20 protein-coding genes are annotated in these 20,692 nt (G+C 63.0%); 9 read left to right on the top strand and 11 right to left on the bottom strand.

What is annotated here, in order from left to right; all coding sequences use genetic code 11:
* The 3 genes from ETW24_RS15120 to ETW24_RS15110 are packed head-to-tail and all read left to right on the top strand — an operon-like array spanning nt 1 to nt 2,292.
* The gene (locus tag ETW24_RS15120) at nt 1–1,878 is read left to right on the top strand and encodes a nitric oxide reductase activation protein NorD (RefSeq protein ID WP_129371825.1); all 1,878 of its coding nucleotides are present in this window, start codon (nt 1–3) and stop codon (nt 1,876–1,878) included.
* 1 nt (nt 1,879) lies between these two features.
* A complete protein-coding gene (locus ETW24_RS15115; protein ID WP_129371824.1) occupies nt 1,880–2,071 on the top strand; it encodes a hypothetical protein in 192 nt (63 codons plus the stop codon).
* Complete coding sequence (locus ETW24_RS15110) at nt 2,068–2,292, top strand: NnrT protein (protein ID WP_129371823.1); 225 nt, start codon at nt 2,068–2,070, stop codon at nt 2,290–2,292. The genes ETW24_RS15115 and ETW24_RS15110 overlap by 4 nt, the downstream gene beginning before the upstream one ends.
* A 120-nt stretch (nt 2,293–2,412) precedes the next feature.
* Here ETW24_RS15110 and ETW24_RS15105 read toward each other — a convergent pair whose 3' ends face one another.
* From ETW24_RS15105 to ETW24_RS15065, 9 genes are all read right to left on the bottom strand, one after another.
* Nucleotides 2,413–2,661 carry an EF-hand domain-containing protein gene (locus ETW24_RS15105; RefSeq protein WP_129371822.1) on the bottom strand — a complete coding sequence of 83 codons (249 nt, stop codon included), beginning with the start codon at nt 2,659–2,661 and terminating at the stop codon, nt 2,413–2,415.
* 403 nt (nt 2,662–3,064) lie between these two features.
* Nucleotides 3,065–4,207 carry a M56 family metallopeptidase gene (locus ETW24_RS15100; protein WP_129371821.1) on the bottom strand — a complete coding sequence of 381 codons (1,143 nt, stop codon included), beginning with the start codon at nt 4,205–4,207 and terminating at the stop codon, nt 3,065–3,067.
* Nucleotides 4,197–4,613, bottom strand: a complete 417-nt coding sequence (locus tag ETW24_RS15095; RefSeq protein ID WP_237456562.1) for a BlaI/MecI/CopY family transcriptional regulator — start codon at nt 4,611–4,613, stop codon at nt 4,197–4,199. Before ETW24_RS15095 ends, ETW24_RS15100 begins: the two co-directional genes overlap by 11 nt.
* Before the next feature lie 324 nt (nt 4,614–4,937).
* Nucleotides 4,938–5,216 carry a DUF2160 domain-containing protein gene (locus ETW24_RS15090; protein WP_027259960.1) on the bottom strand — a complete coding sequence of 93 codons (279 nt, stop codon included), beginning with the start codon at nt 5,214–5,216 and terminating at the stop codon, nt 4,938–4,940.
* On the bottom strand, nt 5,216–6,013 hold the full coding sequence (locus ETW24_RS15085) for a carbohydrate ABC transporter permease (protein ID WP_129371820.1): 798 nt from the start codon (nt 6,011–6,013) through the stop codon (nt 5,216–5,218). Before ETW24_RS15085 ends, ETW24_RS15090 begins: the two co-directional genes overlap by 1 nt.
* A gap of 11 nt (nt 6,014–6,024) precedes the next feature.
* Nucleotides 6,025–6,888, bottom strand: a complete 864-nt coding sequence (locus ETW24_RS15080; protein ID WP_129371819.1) for a carbohydrate ABC transporter permease — start codon at nt 6,886–6,888, stop codon at nt 6,025–6,027.
* Nucleotides 6,888–7,982, bottom strand: coding sequence for an ABC transporter ATP-binding protein (locus tag ETW24_RS15075; protein WP_129371818.1), 1,095 nt, complete (start codon nt 7,980–7,982; stop codon nt 6,888–6,890). Before ETW24_RS15075 ends, ETW24_RS15080 begins: the two co-directional genes overlap by 1 nt.
* Nucleotides 7,983–7,989: 7 nt before the next feature.
* Complete coding sequence (locus ETW24_RS15070) at nt 7,990–9,066, bottom strand: ABC transporter ATP-binding protein (protein ID WP_129371817.1); 1,077 nt, start codon at nt 9,064–9,066, stop codon at nt 7,990–7,992.
* Between the two features lie 167 nt (nt 9,067–9,233).
* Nucleotides 9,234–10,967 carry an ABC transporter substrate-binding protein gene (locus ETW24_RS15065; RefSeq protein WP_129371816.1) on the bottom strand — a complete coding sequence of 578 codons (1,734 nt, stop codon included), beginning with the start codon at nt 10,965–10,967 and terminating at the stop codon, nt 9,234–9,236.
* 276 nt (nt 10,968–11,243) lie between these two features.
* On the opposite strand from ETW24_RS15065, the gene ETW24_RS15060 reads away from it, so the two are divergent.
* Nucleotides 11,244–12,362 carry a THUMP domain-containing class I SAM-dependent RNA methyltransferase gene (locus tag ETW24_RS15060; RefSeq protein WP_129371815.1) on the top strand — a complete coding sequence of 373 codons (1,119 nt, stop codon included), beginning with the start codon at nt 11,244–11,246 and terminating at the stop codon, nt 12,360–12,362.
* A 70-nt stretch (nt 12,363–12,432) separates the two neighbouring features.
* On the opposite strand, the gene ETW24_RS24320 is transcribed toward ETW24_RS15060, so the two are convergent.
* Nucleotides 12,433–13,752 carry a hypothetical protein gene (locus ETW24_RS24320; protein WP_164982751.1) on the bottom strand — a complete coding sequence of 440 codons (1,320 nt, stop codon included), beginning with the start codon at nt 13,750–13,752 and terminating at the stop codon, nt 12,433–12,435.
* Nucleotides 13,753–14,114: 362 nt separating this feature from the next.
* Between ETW24_RS24320 and ETW24_RS15050 the strand changes: the two genes are divergently transcribed.
* On the top strand, nt 14,115–15,128 hold the full coding sequence (locus tag ETW24_RS15050; RefSeq protein WP_129371813.1) for a hypothetical protein: 1,014 nt from the start codon (nt 14,115–14,117) through the stop codon (nt 15,126–15,128).
* A gap of 91 nt (nt 15,129–15,219) precedes the next feature.
* Nucleotides 15,220–16,020 (top strand): TIGR03084 family metal-binding protein, encoded by an 801-nt coding sequence (locus ETW24_RS15045; protein ID WP_129371812.1) that lies wholly within the window; start codon nt 15,220–15,222, stop codon nt 16,018–16,020.
* 249 nt (nt 16,021–16,269) lie between these two features.
* On the opposite strand, the gene ETW24_RS15040 is transcribed toward ETW24_RS15045, so the two are convergent.
* Nucleotides 16,270–17,112: a 2-dehydro-3-deoxygalactonokinase gene (locus ETW24_RS15040; RefSeq protein ID WP_129371811.1), complete on the bottom strand. Its 843-nt coding sequence runs from the start codon at nt 17,110–17,112 to the stop codon at nt 16,270–16,272.
* A gap of 350 nt (nt 17,113–17,462) precedes the next feature.
* Between ETW24_RS15040 and ETW24_RS15035 the strand changes: the two genes are divergently transcribed.
* From ETW24_RS15035 to ETW24_RS15025, 3 genes are all read left to right on the top strand, one after another.
* Nucleotides 17,463–18,479 (top strand): AraC family transcriptional regulator ligand-binding domain-containing protein, encoded by a 1,017-nt coding sequence (locus tag ETW24_RS15035; RefSeq protein WP_129371810.1) that lies wholly within the window; start codon nt 17,463–17,465, stop codon nt 18,477–18,479.
* Between the two features lie 397 nt (nt 18,480–18,876).
* Nucleotides 18,877–19,644 carry a sugar transferase gene (locus ETW24_RS15030; RefSeq protein WP_129371809.1) on the top strand — a complete coding sequence of 256 codons (768 nt, stop codon included), beginning with the start codon at nt 18,877–18,879 and terminating at the stop codon, nt 19,642–19,644.
* A 150-nt stretch (nt 19,645–19,794) separates the two neighbouring features.
* On the top strand, nt 19,795–20,649 hold the full coding sequence (locus ETW24_RS15025; RefSeq protein WP_368075930.1) for a CpsD/CapB family tyrosine-protein kinase: 855 nt from the start codon (nt 19,795–19,797) through the stop codon (nt 20,647–20,649).
* The last annotated feature ends 43 nt before the right edge of the window (nt 20,650–20,692 follow it).

The raw sequence follows: 20,692 nt of genomic DNA, 5'->3' as shown, positions 1-20,692 counted from the left end.
ATGATCCACGCTCTCGACCTTCTGGAACCCGAAGAAACGGTTGGCAACCTGTGGCATGGCATGGCCACACGGATCGGCGCCGCCGGGGACGAAGCGGAACACACCGTCCGGTTTGAGGACATGCGCGCCAGCCTGGCAGCGCTGTTCCGGGCGCTGGGCGGGGCCGGGGGCGTGGAAATCCAACCGGCGCCCTCGGTGCTGTCGGACCACCGTCCGGACCGGCTGCGCCGCATCGGCACTCCGCGGGAGATGGCGCATATGGCCAGCTTCGACGGCGAGCGCTTGCGCCTGCCGCCGGAAATGGCTGCCTTTCCCAGCAGGGCGCTGAACCGCAAGGCCTATCTGTGGCTGGCGGCGATGGCCGCCACGATAGACCTGCCGGAACGCAACGAGGACCGCTATCAGGCCGACCAGCTGGAGATCGCGGCCAATGCCCGCGCAGCCGATCGGGTGTTTGCCGCCTGTCCGGGGCTGCGGTCTGCCTATGGGGCGTTCTGCGCCCATATGGCCGAGACCCGCAAGCGCAGCGGCCTGCCGCGGTCCGAGGCGCGGATTGAACGGATGGTGCTGGATCAGATCGGTTCCGACTGCCGGATCGCCGAACCCTGCACCTGCACCGAACCGCGCGGCTACCGGACCTATCAGCCGGTGCCTTTCTGGCTGCGCCTGCCAGTTCCGCAGGCGGGCAGGGGGGCAGCGCCTGAGGCGGAAGAGATGAAAACCCCCGGCCTCGCCGTCTCCACCCGCAAAACGGCCAAGCGGCAGGATCAGGACCAGACCACCCGCAAGGACAGCTTCATCGTCCACCGGTTTGAATCCATCCTGTCCTGGGCTGAAAGCCTGAATATCAACCGGATGGTGGATGACGACGATAACGAGAACGCCCAGAAAGCGGCAGAGGATCAGGACAATCTCACCCTCTCGCAGCATATGAAGCGGGCTGCCTCGCGCCTTCGGATCTCGCTGGACCTGTCGCCGCAGGACGCCGAACACGAACGGCTGGCGGGGCAGTTCACCTATCCCGAATGGAACCACCGCCTGGGCAAGCACATGCCTGATCACACCTGTGTGCTGGAGGCCGAGGGCAAGCCCGCCGACAGCTTTCTGCCAGACCCCAGGCTGGTTGCCCGGGTGCGCCGCCAGTTCGCACCGCTGCACCCGCGCCGGGTGATGCTGCCGCGGCAGCTGGACGGCGACGAGCTGGATCTGGAAGCGGTGGTGAAATCCCATGTCGATCTGGCCTGCGGCCAGCAGGGCAGCGACCGGGTCTGGCAAGCCAGCCGCCCGATGGCCCGCGACCTGAGCGTGGCAGTGCTGATGGACTGCTCGCGATCCACCGAGGCCACGGTCGGCGACCGCCCGGTGATTGAGACCGCGCGCGAGTCGCTTGCGGCGCTGGCAGGCGGCATTGCCACCGCGGGGGACCGGCTGGGCATTTGGGGGTTTTCCTCCCTGCGCCGCGACCGGGTGTTCCTGACCCGCGCCAAAGGCTTCGAGGACGGGATGTCCGAGGCGGTCACCGCCCGCATCGGCGGCTTCAAACCCGGCCACTACACCCGGCTTGGCGCCGCGATCCGCCATGCCTCGGCCCAGCTGTCAGCAGAAGGCGCCGAGCGCCGCCTGCTGCTGGTCATCACGGACGGCAAGCCCAATGATCTGGACCATTACGAAGGCGTGCACGGCATTGAGGACAGCCGAATGGCGGTGCGCGAGGCCCGCGCCCTGGGCCAGTCGGTGCATGGCGTGGTGATCGACGCCGACGGGCAGGACTGGTTTGCCCGCATCTTTGGCCGTGCCGGCTTTACTCTCTTGCCCGACCCGGCCCGGCTGCCGCGCGCCTTGCCGGAAATCTATCAATCCCTGACCATGGAGCACTGAGATGAAACGCATCCTCGCCCCTACTCTTTCCCTCTGCCTGCCCTTGCTGGCCCCCTCCAGCGCCATTGCCGCCGCATTCGAGCGCCCGATCCCGCAGCCGCAGACCGAAACCGCGGAGTTCTGGTTCCTGGTGGGCTCCATCGCGCTGATCATCAGCCTGGGGTTTGTCCAGTACCTGGTGAGCCGGCGATGACACCGCAGCCCTCCTGGCGGCTGCTGGCGGCGCTCTACCCGTTCGGGGCGGGGGCTGCCGCGGTCAATATCTTCTTTGCCTCGCTGATTGGCAGCTGGATCGGTTGGCGGGTGCTGACCCCCTATGAATCGGTCGCATGGGGTCTGCTTCTGGGCCTGCCCGCCACATATATCTTCGCCCGTCACATCGCCCGGCTGATGCAACAGGCAGACAAAGGCTAAGCAGCATCATCACACGTAAAAAGGCCCCGCAACGCGGGGCCGTGGCACCATTTAACAGTGGGGGAGACACAATGTGGCAAGGCGGCCCGGTTTCGGGGGGAGAGCCGCCTTGCCGCGGGTTCAGCCGGCCGCTGCCAGCAGGCCGGCATCCGCCGCTGCCTTCACCTCGGCCAGGTCAGCCTCGCCATCGGCATTGGCGTCAATGGTGGCAAAGGTTTCTGCAGTCAGATCAGGAAAGGCCACCTGCAGCTCTTCCAGCGAATAGGTGCCGTTACCGTCCACGTCGGCCTCGGTGATGGATTCCATTGCGGCCAGCGGCGCAGCGGTCAGAACAGCAAAGGCGGCGGCGGTCAGTGCGAATTTTTTCATGTGAGACACTCCATTTATTTGTTTGGATCGTTACCAGCGGCCACGGTGTTCCGTGTGCCGTGGCATAGAGCTAGGCTGCCGCAGAGCCAGGTTCTATCCCCTTGAGCCATAGGCGCAATTTCCGGCGCCGGACTGCCAGAACCGGCCTGTCTCCTAGGCGCTTTGCCGCCCTGGATTCTTCCTGGTCCTTTCTCCGCTCAAGCGCCGCAGCCGGTCCTGCAGAAATCTGCCTGTGCCGGCTGCGATACCTGTTCGCGTCTTGAAATCTAAGAGCGGGGAACTGCCGTGCCCTGTCCGGGAGACGGGGGCGCCAAGCAGCCGTTGCCGGTCACTAATGGCCGACCAGGCGGTGCATTTCAGAAAAACTGGGCGACTGTACCGGCCGGTACCTGAAACCGGCTGCCTACTGGGCGGGGACAGCAAAACCGCCGTTCAGCGCGCTGACGGCAAGTGCAGGTGACGTGTTACGGCTGGCCATGCGTTCCAGGTTGACGATGGTCGACAGCATGATGCGGTCATGGCTCCAGTCGCTGGGCCGCTGCAGCAGCATGGCCGTGGCCAGCACCGCCCCGGCCATGGTCAGGTACACCAGGCCCCAGCCCAGCGAGTTTTGCCCCTGCGGCTGAGCGGCAGTAACCGCAATGATACGGCGTTGCAGCGAGGCGCCGCGGCGGGTTTCGCGGCGGTCGACCAGGGCCACCGCCGGGCTGCGGCGGGTAAACAAGGCCGGGCCGCGGGCGGCATGGGCGCAGGCGCGGATCAGGCACTCGCAATAAGCACGAACTTCAAACCGGGGCCGCGCCATCAGCGCCTGATCGCAGGCAAACTCGCGCAGCAGCCGCACCTCGTGCCGCCACAGATAAAACGCCGGATTCCAGAACAGCAGCGGGCGCAGCATCTCCAGCAGGAATTCACATTCGATATCCCGCTGGCGGAAGTGCTGCAGCTCATGCGCAACGGTCAGGCGCAGATCGCGCGGATCGCTCAGCAGAGCCGAAGGCAGCACCACATAGCGGCAAAACAGCCCGCGGGTGGAATAGGCAACACGGACGGTGTCAGAGACCATCAGCTGCACCCGGCCGATCCGTTTCCAGACAAAGGCGCAGCCCAGGTTCTGGCGCAGGCGGAAGATGGAAACAGCCACATGGGCGAGACAGAACAGCGCTCCGGCGGCAAACGCGGCGGACAGGGCCTGGGCCCAAAACGGCTGCAGACTGGTGAGGCCGCGCATGGCATCCTCACGCAAGCCCAGAAGCGTCTCAAACGTGCCTGCGCTCATGCTGACATTGCCCTGCAAGTATTGCGAGACCAGCATGTCGGAGAAATTCGGCGGATGGGGGGTGACGAAATGCGTGAAGGCAATGATCAGCAATGGCGTCGCCGCCAGCAGCACCGTCATCCCGTTCAGCAACCGCAATTGCGGCCGGTAAGCGCGGCCAAGTTTGCTGCGCGCCAGCAGCTTGCGGGCTAAGAACCACAACGCAACCCCTGCCAGCAGCAGGATATTCAGGTCAAAATAGGCATTCAGCAGAGCATCAGTTGGCATTGTCCCCCAGCCTTTCCTCCAAGAGCGCCCGCATCTCCTCGAGCATCTCGTCGGTCACATCCTCATCATCGACCAGCCGCGCCACCAGGGCGGCGGGCGCGCCGTTGAAAAGCTTGCTCGAAAGGTTTTTCAGAGATGTTTTCTGATACTCTGCCTTGGGAACGACGGGGCGGTAAACCAAAGAGCGGTCCTTGCGCTCGCTGGTCAGGAAGCCCTTTTGCTCCATGATTTTAAGAACCGTGGCCACCGAGGTATAGGCGCGTTCCTGTACCTGGTTCAGCTTGGCCAGGATATCGCGCACGGTGCCGCCGCCCATGTCCCAGACGGCGGTCATGAATTCCAGCTCCACTTCGGTGAGCAGGGAATTGTCGTGTTTCTTGCGCATTGCCTCGGCTGTCCGGCTCATTTGATGGTTCCAGTCATGCTAGGGGAAGGGGAGGCTGGTGAAAACTATTTTTTTAGGAGGCGTGCGGCGGCTGGGGCCTAAGGTGTCAAATTGAGCGCTTCCGCGCGCTCTTATTCTGAGTGTTGAGACGTGACGCGCCGGCCTTGGGGGCGGGGCTTGGCGTGTCCGTTGGTGTTTTGGCTGAGAAGGCCTTGAAGGGCAGGTTTGCCTTCAAGGCCTGTTCCGATTGTGTTTGGTTTCGCGCGTCAAGGGCAAGCCGCCTGCGGCGGGGCCTTTGGCCCCCTTGACCCGCAGGGGCAGTACCGGAACTGACCCGCGGGGCAGTCAGACCTTCCAGAAGCAGAAGACGCCCCAGGCGATTGCCAGTCCCAAGGGCCACCAGAGCGGCATTCCCACCAGGCCCAGCCATGCCAGGAAGATATAGGAGGTGCCAAGCAAGCTGATGAACAGCCGGTCGCCGCGGGTGGTGGTAAGGCCGAGCACACCCTTGCGGGCCGCGCCGCCGGGGTGGCGGATTTCCACCGCGATCAGCACGCCGATGGCGCTGAAGATACCGATGAACAGCAGGGCAGTGGGCCAGGTCCAGGCCATCCATGAAAACATTACACCCTCCCCATCGCGAAACCCTTCGCGATGTAGTTGCGGACAAACCAGATCACGATGGCGCCCGGAATAATTGTCAGAGTTCCCGCAGCCGCCAGCAGGCCCAGTTCATAGCCCGCGGAGGACGCGGTTTTGGTCATGGTGGCGGCAATCGGCTTGGCGGCGACAGCGGTAAGCGTTTTGGCCAGCAGCAGCTCCACCCAGGAGAACATGAAGCAGAAGAACGCCGCCACGCCCACGCCCGCCTTGATCGACGGGATAAAGATCGTCGCAAAGAAGCGCGGGAAGGAATAGCCGTCGACAAAGGCGGTTTCGTCCAATTCTTTCGGAATGCCGCCCATGAAGCCCTCAAGGATCCAGACCGCCAGCGGGATGTTGAACAGGCAGTGTGCCAGCGCCACCGCCAGGTGGGTATCGAACAGCTCCACCGCGGAGTAGAGCTGGAAGAACGGCAGGGCAAACACCGCCGCCGGTGCCATCCGGTTGGTCAAGAGCCAGAAGAACAGCTGCTTGTCGCCCAAAAACCGGTAGCGGCTGAACGCATAGGCCGCCGGCAGCGCCACGGCGATCGAGATGCCTGTGTTGATCGTGACGTAAAGGATCGAGTTGATATAGCCCCAGTACCAGCTGGGATCGGTGAAGATGGTCGCGTAATTCTCCAACGTGAAGGTCTGCGGGAACAGCGAGAAGCCCGACAGGATTTCGTTAGTGGTCTTGAAGCTCATCGCTACCAGCCAATAGATCGGCAGCATGAGGAACAGGATATAGATAATGGGGACGATGGATCGTTTCTGCATGTTCCCCTCCTTTAGTTCAGATCGTCCTTGGTCATCAGCGTGTAGAACAGCCAGGAGACCAGGAGCGTGATTGCGAAATAGATGAGCGACATGGCGGCTGCGGGGCCGAGATCAAACTGGCCAAGTGCAATTTTCACCAGATCGATGGACAACAGCGTGGTGGAGTTGCCGGGGCCGCCACCAGTGAGCACGAACGGCTCGGTGTAGATGTTGAAACTGTCCATGAAGCGCAACAGGATCGCGATGGTCAGCACCGTTTTCATCTTCGGCAACTGGATGAACCGGAACACCGCCCAGTTGGAGGCACCGTCGATCTTGGCCGCCTGGTAATAGGCGTCGGGGATCGAGACCAGGCCCGCGTAGGACAGCAGCACCACCAGCGAGGTCCAGTGCCAGACATCCATGGTGACGATGGTGACCCAGGCGGCAATGGGATCCTGTGTCATGTCATAGTTGATGCCCAGCGTGTGGTTCAGGAAATACCCCAGCAGGCCGATGTCGGGCAGGGTGAAGATGTTCCACATCGCGCCAACCACGTTCCACGGGATCAGCATCGGCAGCGCCATCAGCACCAAGCACACGGGCACCCAGAAGCCGCTGCGCGGCATCGACAGGGCAATGGCGATGCCCAGCGGCACCTCGATGATCAGGATCAGGAAGGTGAACATGAACTGGCGGCCAAGCGCTGCATGGAAGCGGTCCGACCGCAGGATCTGCTGGAACCAGTCCAGCCCCTGCCAGAAGAACACGTTGTCGCCAAAGGTTTCCTGCACCGAGTAGTTGACCACCGTCATCATCGGGATCAGTGCGTTAAAGGCGACCAGCAGCAGCACCGGCAGCACAAAGAACCAGGCTTTCTGGTTTTCGGTTTTCATCAGGCTGCTCCTTGTTCGTCTGCAGCGGGGGAGGTGGCAAGCCAGCCATCCACGTAAAGCCGGGTCATGTCCTGGCGGAAGGCAAGGTGCACGGCGCTGCCCTTGGCCGGGGCGTTGGCTTCGACAACGGCATTGACGCGCTGGCCGCCGGCCTCGCATTCCACCACCGTATGGCGGCCCACGTCGGAAACCTTGGTGACCGTGGCGGGCAGGCCGTGGTCCGCCAGCGCGACAAACTCCGGGCGGATGCCGATTTCAGTCCGGCCTTGCGCAGCGCCCTGAACGGGGCCTTCCAGCGCAACGGCCTTGCCGGCAAACATCGCAGCGCCATTCCGCAGCTCGCAGGGCAGGATGTTCATCCCCGGCGAGCCGATGAAGTGACCCACGAATGTATGGGCAGGGCGTTCGAACAGCTCGACGGGGGTGCCGATCTGCACCACTTCACCCAGTTGCATCACCACCACCTGATCGGCGAATGTCAGCGCCTCGGTCTGGTCGTGGGTGACGTAGATCATCGTCGCCTTAACCCGCTGGTGCAGCTCTTTCAGCTTGGAGCGCAGCTTCCACTTCAGATGCGGGTCAATGACGGTGAGCGGTTCGTCGAACATCACCACGTTGACATCCTCGCGTACCAGCCCGCGGCCCATGGAGATTTTCTGCTTGTTGTCGGGCGACAGGCCGGCTGCTTTTTGCTCCAGCATCTCGGTGACTTCCAGCATTTCGGCAATTGCCATTACACGCTGGTGCACGGTGGCCTCATCCCGGCCGCGGTTGCGCAGCGGGAAGGCCAGGTTGTCGTAGACCGTCATGGTGTCGTAGATCACCGGGAACTGGAACACCTGGGCGATGTTGCGCTGGTCCGGCGGCAGCGCGGTCACGTCGTTGCCGTCAAACAGGATCTGGCCCTCGGAGGGCACCAGCAGGCCCGAGATGATGTTGAGCAAGGTGGATTTGCCGCAGCCCGACGGACCCAGCAGCGCATAGGCGCCGCCATCGTTCCAATCCAGATCGATTTCCTTCAGCGCGTAGTCCGAGTCGGTCTTTGGCGTTGAAAGATAGCTGTGGCGCAGTTTTGAGAGTGTTATTTTAGCCATTGATGCCTCACGCCGCGCGGCTGCCGTCGGGGGCAAAGAAATATGCCTGCGCGGGGTCCATGTAAAAGTCGTGCAACTCACCCACGCGGTAGGGGTGAACGCCGTGGGCCAGCGATACCCAGCTGCCGGCAGCTGGGCCGGAACCCATGTCGAAATGGGCCGAGCTTTCAGAGCCGGAAAGCTCGGTCACCTGAACCTGGCCTGACAGCCGCACCTGAGCGCCGTTTTTGGCGACGGGCAGCACGTGGTGCGGGCGGATTGCGATGGTATAGGTGCCATCGTTGAGGTTCGCAGCATCACCGCTCAGCTCCCAGGTGACGCCTGCGCCAAGGCGGGCCGTGCTGCCCTGCTTGATGATCTCGGCGGTGTTGATCGGCGGGTCGGAGAACACCCGCGCCGCATCGACATTGCCGGGGTTGCGGTAGATCTCGGCGGTGGGGCCGAACTGGGTGACGCGGCCGTCACGCATCAGCGCGGTCTTGCCGCCCAGCAGCAGCGCCTCTTCGGGTTCCGAGGTCGCATAGACCACCACGGCGCCGCGGCCTGCAAACAGCTCGGGCAGCTGGTCGCGCAGCTCCTCTCGCAACTTGTAATCGAGGTTGGCCAGCGGCTCATCCAGGAACACCGCGCGGCTTTCCTTGGCAATCGCGCGGGCCAGCGCGCAGCGCTGCTGCTGGCCGCCCGACAGCTCATGCGGGCGGCGGTGCAGCATCGGCTTCAGCTGCAGAATGTCTGCGGCTTCCTCAACCCGGCCGGCAACTTCCGACTTGGCCATCCCGGCCACTTTCAGCGGTGAGGCGATGTTTTCATACACCGTCATATGCGGGTAGTTGATGAAAAACTGATGCACCAGGCTGATGTTGCGTTTCTGGGTGCTAAGACGGCTGACATCCTCGCCGTCCATTATCACCTGTCCGCTGGCCATCGGATCGAGGCCCGCCATCAGTTTGATCAGTGAGGTCTTACCGGAGCCGGTGGCGCCGAGGAGAACGTTAAAATGACCGGGTTCCAGCACCAATGAGGTGTCCTTGATGTGCTGGATCGCGCCGACGCGCTTGGTCACACCCTTAAGTTCGAGTGCCATCTTGCTTTGACTTTCTGGCAGGCGGCCTGTTTGCGCCCAGGTGCGAATGGGGGCAGGGGCGCGCAGTCTTTTGGGGAAGAAGGCCCCGGAAGACGGGAAAGTGTCTCCGGGGCCTGGGTTCAGCCCGGCCGGGCGATGGGGAGCCTGGCCGGACCGGGAGGAGAGCTTTACTCAGTCGCCCAGCGGGCCACCAGCTCGTCATAGTTGACGGTCTGGCCTGCGGGTTTCTCGTTCTCCAGCGGCGGCTTGGCGCCGCCATTGGCATACCACCACTCCGCGTCTTTCTCTTCGTTCAGGCGCGGGCCGCAGCCGCCATAGACGCTGGCCTGCTCGTCCGCACGCTGCATCCGGGCCATGGTGATGTCCATTTCCTCGGCCAGACGGTTCATCGCTTCCTGCGGGGTGAAGGCGCCAGAGTTGACGTCACCGATCTGCTGCCACCAGATTTGGGCCAGCTTCGGATAGTCAGGCACGTTCACGCCGGTCGGCGACCAAGCCACACGGTCGGGCGAGCGGTAGAACTCAACCAGGCCGCCCAGCTTGGGGGCACGCTCGGTGAAGCTTTCGTGGTTGATCGAACTGTCGCGGATGAAGGTCAGACCCACATGCGATTTCTTCACGTCCACGGTTTTCGACACCACGAACTGGGCATAAAGCCAGGCCGCCTGCGCACGGTCCACCGGGGTGGACTTCAGGAAGGTCCAGGAACCCACGTCCTGATAACCAACCTTCTGGCCTTCTTCCCAATAGGGGCCATGCGGGCTGGGCGCCATCCGCCACAGCGGCGTGCCCTCGGCGTCGACAGTGTTGTTGCCTTCGGACTGCGGCTTCACCATGTCGGCGGTGAATGCGGTGTACCAGAAGATCTGCTGCGCAACGTTGCCCTGTGCCAGTGCCGGCAGCGACTGGTAAAAGTCATAGGATGCAGCGCCCGGAGGCGCGTATTTGCGCAGCCATTCGTCCCATTTGCGGATCGCATAAACAGCCGCCGGGCCGTTGGCAGCACCGCCGCGGGTGACGCTGGCACCCTGCGGGTTGCAGGTGCCTTCATCCATACGGATGCCCCATTCGTCGATCGGCACGCCGTTCGGCTCACCCTTCGATCCTGCACCGGCCATTGACAGCCAGGCATCGGTCATCCGCCAGCCAAGGTCCGGCGCGCGTTTGCCGTAATCCATGTGGCCATAGATCGCGGTGCCGTCGATTTCCTTGACATGATCGCTGAAAAACTCGGCGATGTCCTCATAGGCCGACCAGTTGACCGGCACACCCAGGTCATAGCCGTATTTTTCCTTGAAGGCCGCCTGCAGGTCTTCGCGGTCGAACCAGTCCTTGCGGAACCAGTAGAGGTTCGCAAACTGCTGGTCGGGCATCTGGTACAGATCGCCGTCCGGGCCAGTGGTGAACTGGGTGCCCATGAAGTCATCCAGGTCCAGATCCGGGTTGGTCACGTCCTTGAAGTCGCCTGCCATCATGTCGGTCAGGTTATAGGCCAGCTGCAGACGCGAGTGGGTGCCGATCAGGTCGGAGTCATTGACATAGGCGTCATAGAGATTCCGCTTGGTCTGCATCTGGGTCTGCACGGCCTGAACGACCTCGCCTTCACCCAGGATCTGGTGATTCACCTTGATGCCGGTGATTTCCTCAAAGGCTTTGGTCAGCACTTCGGATTCGTAGGAGTGTGTCGGGATACCTTCCGACAGCACGTTGATTTCCATGCCGCTGAACGGCTGGGCCGCCTGAATGAACCACTGCATCTCAGACAGCTGTTCATCCTTGGTCAGCACCGACGGCTGGAATTCTTCATCAATCCATTTTTTGGCTGCCATTTCGTCGGCATAGCCATTTGATCCGGCAACCATCGCGCAAACGGCGGCTGCGGACAAAAGATACTTACGCATCTTTTCCTCCCTGAAAGTCGCTTAAGGCCAGTTGTGCGTGATCTGCACCTGACTGCTATAGAGCTTTCATAGGTTGGAATATCTTGTCAAACTAATTTTTTAGTAATGCGTATGCATCAGTTTTTACAGGGAATTTTGAACCACCTCCGGTCGGGAAAGATGGTAAAAAGAATGCCGCATTGCAGCATCAGCGGTTGTGACGCCACGGTACTTTCCGCTTATGCGGTTGCGGAAAAAACAGTCGCCGTGTGCAGGCTTTGCAGCTAAGGAGGCGGCATGACGCAAGAAAGCACATTTGAGATCTTCCTGACCGCACCGCCGGGACTGGAACAGGCGCTGCTGGCCGAGGCCAAGGAGCTGGGATTTGCCGCGCCCAAGGCAGTGCCGGGCGGGGTCACGGTGCAGGGCGGCTGGGCGGATGTCTGGCGCGCCAACCTGTCGGTGCGCGGCGCCGCGCGGGTGCTGGCCCGGATCGGCGAATTCCGCGCCTTCCACTTGGCCCAGCTCGACAAACGGTCGCGCAAGTTTCCCTGGAGCGACGTGCTGCGCCCGGATGTGCCGGTCAAGGTGGAAGTGTCCACCAACAAAAAGTCCAAGATCTACCACGCCGGCGCCGCCGCCCAGCGGGTGGAAAAGGCCATTGCCGAGACTCTCGGCGCGCCGGTCACCAAAGATGCGGAACTGACGGTGAAGCTGCGGATCGAGGACAACCTTTGCGTCTTCAGCGTCGATACCTCGGGCGAGGGGCTGCACAAGCGCGGCCACAAATCCGCTGTCGGCAAGGCGCCGATGCGCGAAAACCTTGCGGCGATGTTCCTGCGGGAATGCGGATTTGACGGAAATGAACCTGTGGTGGACCCGATGTGCGGTTCCGGCACCTTCGTGATCGAGGCGGCCGAGATCGCCAAGGGCCTGCTGCCCGGCCGCAGCCGCAGCTTTGCGTTTGAACAGCTGGCCACCTTTGATGCGGCGGCCTGGGCTGCGCTGAAACAGCAAGGTGAGGCCCGCGGAACAGATCTGCTGTTCCACGGCTCCGACCGCAACGAAGGCGCAGTTGAGATGGCCGCAGCCAATGCGGACCGCGCCAGCGTGGCGGATTGCACCCGTTTTGCCCAAGCCGCAGTCAGTGACCTGCAGCGCCCGGACGGCCCGCCGGGCCTGGTCATCGTCAACCCGCCTTATGGTGCCCGGATCGGCAACAAAAAGCTGCTCTTTGCCCTTTATGGGGCATTGGGGCAGGTACTCAAGGAACGGTTCTCCGGCTGGCGCGTCGGCATTGTCACCTCGGAAACCGGGCTGGCAAAGGCTGCAAACCTGCCGTTCCTGCCCTTTGGTGCCCCTGTGGCGCATGGCGGCTTGAAAATCCGCCTGTTCAAGACGGGTCCGCTGCCCTGACAGGGCTTTAACGTAAAGAGGGCGCTCTGTTGCGCCCTCCTGCTGGATGTGTGGAACAGGTCAGGCCGGCTCAGGCGAACTCATACATATCTTCGGCCCCGCCCTCGGTTCCGCTGCCGGGCATGGTGCCGCCCACCGGCTGGTTCATCAGCGCCATGATATCCTCGGTGCCGGGTTCGCTGCCGCCCTGGAACTGGCCGCCCAGATTGGCGTCATACCAATTGCTCAGCCCGTCGCCGGTCACCCCGCCATTGGCATAAGACGCACCGCTGCTGGCCGCAGCTGCCGGATCATAGCCGCCCTCCAGAACGTGCTGCGAGCCGTCCGGGTTGCTGACCACCAGCGACATGCTGCTAAGGTCGATATCGTCCAGCGTCAGCCCGGCATCGGACCACAGGGTGAAGTTGGCATTGGTGACGGTGCCATCGGTGCTGTCCGGCGCCTGGCCGAATTGCACCATGCCGTCAAAATTGCCGGGCACGGTGGTGCCGGTGTCCAGCGCATTGACCGCATTGGCGCTGGCCGCATGACCGGTGACCGGCAGCGCGTTCTCATCCGGAAAGAAGTTCAAACCGTCGACGCTGGCGTCATCCGCCATGTTGAAGAACAACCCGTCGATATCGGCAACCTCGCCATCCCAGGAGGTCGGCTCCATCTTGATGAACAGCTGCCCCTGCGGAGTCTGCAGCACCTCGACCGAGACGCTGGGGTCGCCATTGCCGCCGATCTCAAATGTGACCGAGGTTTTGCCGGTATCGCCGCCGCCATTGCCACCGCCGTCTCCGGTGCCCTTGGTTCCGCCTGTTCCCTTAGTCCCGCCGCTCCCTTTGGTGCCGCCCGTACCCGAACCGCCCGTGCCCGAACCACCTGTGCCCGTACCCTTGGTGCCGGAGCCGCACCCATGCGTGCCGCCTGATCCACCGGAACCGCCGGTGCCGCCCGATCCTCCGCTTCCATTGCTGTTCCAATCGTCTTCTTCGCGGTGCCACCAATGCTTCTTGCCGTGATGGCCCTTGCCGCCCCAGCCTTTGGAACCACCACAGCCTTTTGTGCCGCCCGATCCTTTTGTGCCACCGGAGCCCTTGGTGCCGCCGGACCCTTTTGTGCCGCCAGACCCATAGGAGCCGCCAGATCCCTTTGTGCCGCCAGACCCCTTTGTCCCACCGGATCCCTTGGTGCCACCGGTTCCGTCCTGGTCCTTGTCTTGCCACCAGGTTTTGCTGCCCTTGCCCTTCCAGCCATAGCGGTCAGACAGGTTGCTGTCGTACCAGCGGCCGAAATGCCCGCCTTGCACGCCGCCGTTGTAATAACTGTTGCCGCCGCAAGCCTGCTTGCCGCCCCAGGACGCATTCCCGCGCCCCCAGCCATATGAAAAATGTCCCCGGCCCATGTTTTTCTACCCCCAGAAAAATCTTGAATCACAGTGGCGCTGCAGCTTTCCGCCAGCCGCAAACGCGAATTGCATGAGAGTAGGAAAACCGGCCGGAGGGGCCAAACTTCCACCGCATTTTAGTCAATATTTCAACGAAGGAGGCCGGGTGCGGAAACAAATGGACCGATGGGGGCGTCATTGTTTTATTAAAGCCTCCAATTGACCCGTGCGTCCCGGTTGCTGCCGTCCGAATCAGCCAGTGGAGCGCGGGAATTGCCCAAATCTGTCCCGAAAAGCGCCGCCTTTTACTGCCAGGGTGTTAACTCACAAAAGGGAATCCGCACCGGTTTCGGGCGGCAGGCTTGGAATGGGGACCGGGAATGGCTGATGGCAGATTTGACGAACGCTCAGCATATATTGCGGGGGCGGCCTGGGAGGTTCTGGGCGAAGAGCCGCGGGAAATCTCGGCACCGGGGGGGAAGTCGCGGTCCTCCTTGCGGCTGCATTTCACGGACCGCACCGTAATCGCCACTCTGCGTGCCAACTTCCGCCGCACCCATCTGGAGGCCTTTGTGCTTGAGCAGCTGGCGCCCCATTGCGATGACATTCCGCGGGTGCTGGGTGTTCACAACGATGTGCTGTTTCAATCAGACACCGGTCAGGTCCGGCTCAGCGAAGAAATTATCGAACATGCGCCGGGCGACCAGCTGGAACTGGCGGCAGAGGCCTGCGCCGCAATCTTCCGGATCCAGGCAGCAGCCCGCAAAACCGAACTGCACAGCGTCCTGCCGCATCTTGGTGCCAACCGCAGCTGGATCCGCAATTTTGTCAGCTCGGTCGGGGCACTTGAAGCCTTTTCCATGGGCATCCCCGATTCATTCGACTATCCGGCAGTCGCCGAATTCATGGAGCAGCCCGGAGTTCAGTTTCTGAAATGGGACTGCCGCGCAGGCAACGCCGCGATCGGGGAAGACGGGTTCGTGCGCTGGTTTGATTTCGAATATGCGGGCCTGCGCCACGGGGCCGAGGATTTCGCCTGGCTGATCGGCGATGAGACCTGGCCCATCGCTCCCGATCAAATGGCCGATGTGATGATCGAGACTTTTGACCCTGGCTGCGGCCATGAGATCGGCGCTTATCTTGAATATCTCTCGGCCTATACCGCCTTGCATTGCATCCAGCGGCTGGAGCTGATCCAGAAAGAGGTCAAGAGCCGCGGCTGGCTCAGCCAGGAGCGGGTGCGCAAGTACGATGATGCCGGGGTGCACCCGGAGTTTGCCGCGCAGCTGTGCCGCACCGGTGCCTACTATGCCGCGCAGTCCAAGCTGACCGCGCCGCTTTGCCGCAACTTCGAGGCTGCCGGGCGCGCGTTCCAGTCAATGTCCGGGGTCTGAACGCCTTTCTTCCGTTTGTGACGTGCGGTCCAGGGTTCTGGCCTGGTGGCCCGGCCGCTAGTCTGCGGCCGGACACAACCGGGGAACAGATATGCAGCAGGCCGAAGATTTCCGTGCCGAAAGCCGCGCCTTGGCGGCCATTCTGGAGGATCTGCCAGAGGCGGAGTTCCACCGCGCGACCCAGTTCAAGGGGTGGACCATTGATCATGTGCTGGGGCATCTGCACCTGTTCAACGCCGCAGCGGAGGCGGCGTTGCAAGGAGACGAGGCATTTGCCGCCTTCATCGCCCCGGTGCTGCGGCACATGCAGGCGGGCCAGCCCATCCTGGACTGTCAATTCCCCTGGTTGAACGGCCTGTCAGGCCGGGCGCTGTTTGAAGCTTGGCGGCTTGGGGCGGAGTCCTGCGCCGATGCCTTTGCCAAGGCGAATCCAAAACAGCGGTTGAAATGGATCGGGCCGGACATGAGCGCGCTCAGTTCGGTCACTGCCCGGCAGATGGAGACCTGGGCGCATGGCCAGGAGGTGTTCGATCTCTTGGGGCTGGAGCGGCAAGAGCCGGACCGCATCCGCAACATCGCGCATCTGGGCGTGGCGACCTACGGCTGGAGTTTCCGCAACCGCGGGCTGGCGGTGCCGGAGCCTGCGCCTTATGTGCAGCTGACCGGGCCGTCCGGAGCAGTCTGGGACTGGAACGCGCCGCAGGACAGGGAATTTGTCAAAGGTTCGGCGGTGGAATTTGCCCAGGTGGTCACGCAGGTGCGCAGCATTGCAGACAGCGGGCTGCAGTTGTCAGGCGAAACTGCCGCCAGCTGGATGAACATCGCCCAGTGTTTTGCAGGCCCGCCGGAAACTCCGCCCGGCAAGGGAATTCGTTACAAGACAGAAGCTTGAATAGTCCCGGCATCCGCGGAGCGCTCCCGCCCGGCTTCGGCCTTCCTGACGGAAATCCTGTGCCCGTTGGGCGTGGCGCCGCACTTTGTGCGGCGCCACGCCCAAGGCTGCCAAGGGGCCCCGGCACAGCCGGGACACCTGCAGGCGCGGGAGAGCTTCGGTTTGTCTTGGAACTTCCGGGTTTGCTGCCCTCATGAAACAGTCTTGGACGCCGGTTGCCGCGGCAGCGAAGGCTGGCAGGCGGTACACCTAACCTGGCCAGGCGCCAATCAGCCCTTGCAGTGTCATGCGGCCAGGATCCGCCAGGGTGACCGGCAGCGCTTGCGCGTCCAATGCCGCGGCATAAAAAGCCTGCAGAGTTGGATCGGCGATCAAGGCCAGGTTCTGACCCAGCCAGTAAGGCCGGGCGGCTGCCAGTTCGGCGCCCAGAAGATGGCCCCAAATCTGCGCCCGCGCAGCTTCTTCAGGCAGTTGCCCCAGCGCCGCCGCCGCCTGAACCGATGCCAGCCGCGCTGCCAGCTGCTCGGGTTTGGCAATGCCGTCTGCCACCGCCTCTGCCAATACTGCCTTGTCCCAGGTTCCTGCCGCCTCCGGCGCCATGCCCTGTATCGCAACCTGTGCCAGCTGGGCGGTCAAAGCGCTTTGAAAACTGACAGCTTCGCGGGCGCTGACCTGCACCCAATGGGTCACAATGCCCGGCAGGCAGATCACCCCGTCCCACTCCGGGTTCAGCTGCAGGAAGCCGCTGACCGTAGCCGCGACGCCCTGCATCAACCCGCAGGGTGCGGCCTGGCTTAGCCCTGGCAGGACATGAACCGGCATGCCGTCCAACACCGTTTTTGTCACGGGCAGCTTGGCCGGCTGCACCGGAACCGGATGCGGCGGCGCCAGAGCAGTGCCGCCCAGCAGCACCGGGCGCGGCGCGCCGCCCAGCACCTGCCGCAACGCCGCCGCCAGCGCGGGCGGACGGCTGTCCTGCAGGCGCAGCATTTGAGCCGGCCCCGCTGTGCTGCCGGCCATTTCCCAGGCTGAAAGCGTGTCTCCGTCCAGATTCGCGGCCAGCCAGCCGGTGCCGTTGCGGGGAGACTGCATGATGTCCTCACTTCCTTTGCCATTGCGTTACCGGGCTTATGGCGCTGATTCTCTGCACCGGCAAGCGGGCGCCCCGCCCGCCGGTATGGGGCTGAATACCCGTATGGCGAAGGTACTGTCCGAACGTATGCGCGTCATGGGCTAACGCGCGCAGGATTTGTGCAAAAGACAGCCTATCCAGCTCTGCGCCCGGTCCCCAAAATCCATTAGAGTTCAGGCATCGGCGGCCCTTCGGCCCATCGGTCCCGCCAGGGACGGCGGCGCGGAATACGGGAACCGGCAGCCCGGTGGCTTGTGCTGCGCCGGAACAAGGCGGCGCACGCGTAACAGTGACAGGAGGTACTGCAAATATGCCCGGCACTCCGGCACCGCATAATGCGATTTTTGCCCAGTTGGCCGCGCGCCATCTTCTGGCCCGCGACTATACACCTGCGGCAGTATTTACGGGAACCGGTTTCGGCCAGGCACTGCTGAGCAAGGAAGACCCCGCAGCACCGTTTTCGGCAATCGCGGGCTTCTTTGAACACGCGGCGGAACTGACCGGCGACCCGTTATTCGGCTTCCATCTCGGCTGTGCAACGGATTTGCGGCAGGCTGGACTATTGGGCTACATCGCGCGGAGTTCGCCGACTGCAGGCTGTTTTTTGCGCAACATCGCGCGCTATGCCGGCGTCATGAGCGAGGTCTGGGAATTGGAGACCTCCCGGCTTGCCTCGCACGGCGAGTTCACCTGGACGTGCAGAGCGGAGCCCGGTTTGCATGCGCATCAGTACATTGAATTTCTGGCAGCGGTGTTCTTTGCCGCCCTTCGTGATGGAACTGAATCCCGGATTGAACCGCAAAAGGCAGCCTTCAGCCATCAGCGCAGCGGCGGAAGGGATGAAGTCTCGGCATTCTACGGCTGCCCGGTGGAATTCGGCGCCCCGGTCAGCCGGTTTGTCTTCAGGCCGGAAGATCTGGAGCTGCCGCTGATCAGCGCCGACGGGGTTCTGCTGCGCGTGCTGCGGTCTTATGGGGATCAGCTTCTGGAGGGCCAGGCTCGGGGCCGCAAAAATACAGGTCTTGCAGCACAGGTCGAAGACGCGGTTTCTGCGCGGCTGTCCAGCGGATCGGCGACGCTTGGCACTGTGGCGGCGGACCTGGGGATGAGCCCGCGGACCCTGTCGCGCAAATTGGCGCAAACGGGGACCAGCTATTTCACCATTCTTGAGGAACTGCGCAAGGCGCTGGCAATTCGCTATCTGCGCGAAAGCGGCCTGGCCCTGGCCGAAATCGCCTTTCTCCTGGGCTACTCCGGGCTGAATAGTTTCAGCGATGCGTTCCGGCGCTGGACAGGCCAAAGCCCGGGGCAGTTCCGGGGTAAATAAACCGGCCCGAGGCTCCGCAGATCCCCGCAGTCCAGAACAGGCATCGCGCTCCCGCGTAAACAATGGCTTGCAATAGGTGCGAATTGTCTCCGGGCAATCTGTATTCAAATGGGGTTTCCGGGTTTTTTCCGGCCTGTTTTCACATTTTGTGCGGAATTTCTAAAATTTGCTTTAAATAAGACGGGCTGCAGAAAGGCGCAGCACTGAACTGCCGCCGGGGAATTGGGCGGTTTCCAAAATAGGTGCGGGCGCGTGGGGGCGTGGCCGGTTCGGAATCTGAAAATCAGTAATGGCATTTCGCTGTCAAAGACTTGCGGAATGCAGGGTTGAGTTTGAACGGCCGTCTATTGAGGCGGCGGTCCAGCAGGATTTAAGGCTGGAGAGCGGGGGTTTTCGAATGAAAGACATGGTTCCCGGAGGGGCGGGGCTGTCTTTTATGCGGGCTGAAATCGAACGGCAGCGGCCAGCAATGGCCGCGCACCAGATGCAAGCAGCCAACATAAATGCGGCTTTGAAGGGCATCGCGCAGGCGCGACGGCCCAGGCAGGGGTCACGCGGTGCCTATGCCGTAGCAGGCAAGCGGGGGCTGGATCTGCTGCTGGTGATTCTAAGCCTGCCGCTGGTGCTGCCGCTGATTGCGCTGTGTGCGGCAGCGCTTTGGCTGGAGGGCGGCCGGCCGTTTTACACGCAGGCCCGTCTGGGCCGCGGCGGGCGGGTCTTCCGCATCTTGAAGCTGCGCACCATGGTGCGCGATGCGGACCACCTGCTGCAGTATTATCTTGAGACCGACCCGGCGCTGCGGCGGGAATGGGACGACACTCAAAAGCTGAAGAACGATCCGCGTATCACAGAGGTTGGCCGCTTTCTGCGTGCGACCTCGCTGGACGAGCTGCCGCAGCTGTGGAACGTGGCGACTGGAGATATGAGCCTGGTCGGCCCGCGCCCGATGATGCCGGAGCAGCTGCCGCTGTATGGCGATGCCGGCGCCTATAACGAACTGCGTCCGGGTATCACCGGCATCTGGCAGGTCTCGGTCCGCAATGAAGCCGGTTTTGCCAGCCGCATGCATGCGGATTTCGAATACCGGCGCAGCCTGTCGCTGAGCCGGGATCTGGGGCTGATCTGGCGGACGGCCGGCGTGGTGCTGAAAGGGACGGGATATTAATTATTGTCTGGTCCGCTGCAGGCCTCAGTCCGAGTGCCCGCTGCAGCCCGGTCAGCCATTGCGGGGAACGCGGTTGTGAAGCATTTTGCACGATCAGGGGCATGTGCTGCCAGTCCGGCAGGCAGCCCGCAGGAGGGAGAACAAAACGGCATGAGCGAGCAGGGCTTCAAACGGTTCCGCCGCCGCGGCGCTCCGGCGGGTGCCATGCCTTTTGCCGCTGACGATGGCGGCAGCCAGCCTTCATCAGCGCCTCTCGCTGCCACTGCTGCTGCGCCGCCTGCGCAATTGCCCGCGACCCTGCCAGAACCCTGGGACAGGGTCCGCCAGGTGCCATTCGACGCCGCAGCACAGGCACAGGCGCGGCTGCCTCTGGTCAGCCGGTTCCGCGCAGATCCTGCGGCCAAGTCGTTTGACCTGCTGCGCACCCGGCTGTTGCACACGCTGAAGGCCCGCGGCTGGAAACGGGTTGCCCTGACGGCGCCCGCCGCCGGCTGCGGCACCACCTTTACGGCAGTGAACCTGGCGCTGAGCCTGGCACGGGTGCCGGACAGCCGCACGGTGCTGATGGATATGAACTTCCGCCGCCCCGGTGCCGCGCGGGCCTTGGGAATGACAGCACCTGGGGAACTGGCGGGCTTTTTGTCCGGCCGCGTTCAAATGGAGGATCAGCTGCTGCGCCCGCTGCCCTCGCTGGCCGTTGGTCTGAACGGTGCCGTGGATCAGGACGCCGCCGAAATACTGCATGGCCGCAGCTGTGCCGGGGTGCTGGACGACATGATGCTGCGGTTGGGCGCCGATACCGCTCTGTTCGACCTGCCGCCGGTGCTGGAGCATGACGACACCGCCGCCTTCCTGCCGCAGGTGGACGGGGTGCTGCTGATTGCGGACGGCACCCGTACCACTGCAGCCCAATTGGCCGCCTGCGAGAAGATGCTGGCGGGCCATACGCAAATGCTGGGCGTTGTATTGAACCGGGCCCGCAAGGCGGACTGCTCGCTGAATTGACGGCCACGCAGCCGGGGGTCATAGTTTTGCCCGGTTGCTGTGG

The sequence above is a fragment of the Leisingera sp. NJS204 genome, assembly GCF_004123675.1.
In the GTDB taxonomy this organism is placed as follows: Bacteria; Pseudomonadota; Alphaproteobacteria; order Rhodobacterales; family Rhodobacteraceae; genus Leisingera.
The sequence above is the reverse complement of the archived record's forward strand: the minus strand, read 5'-3'. Positions and strand labels throughout refer to the sequence as shown.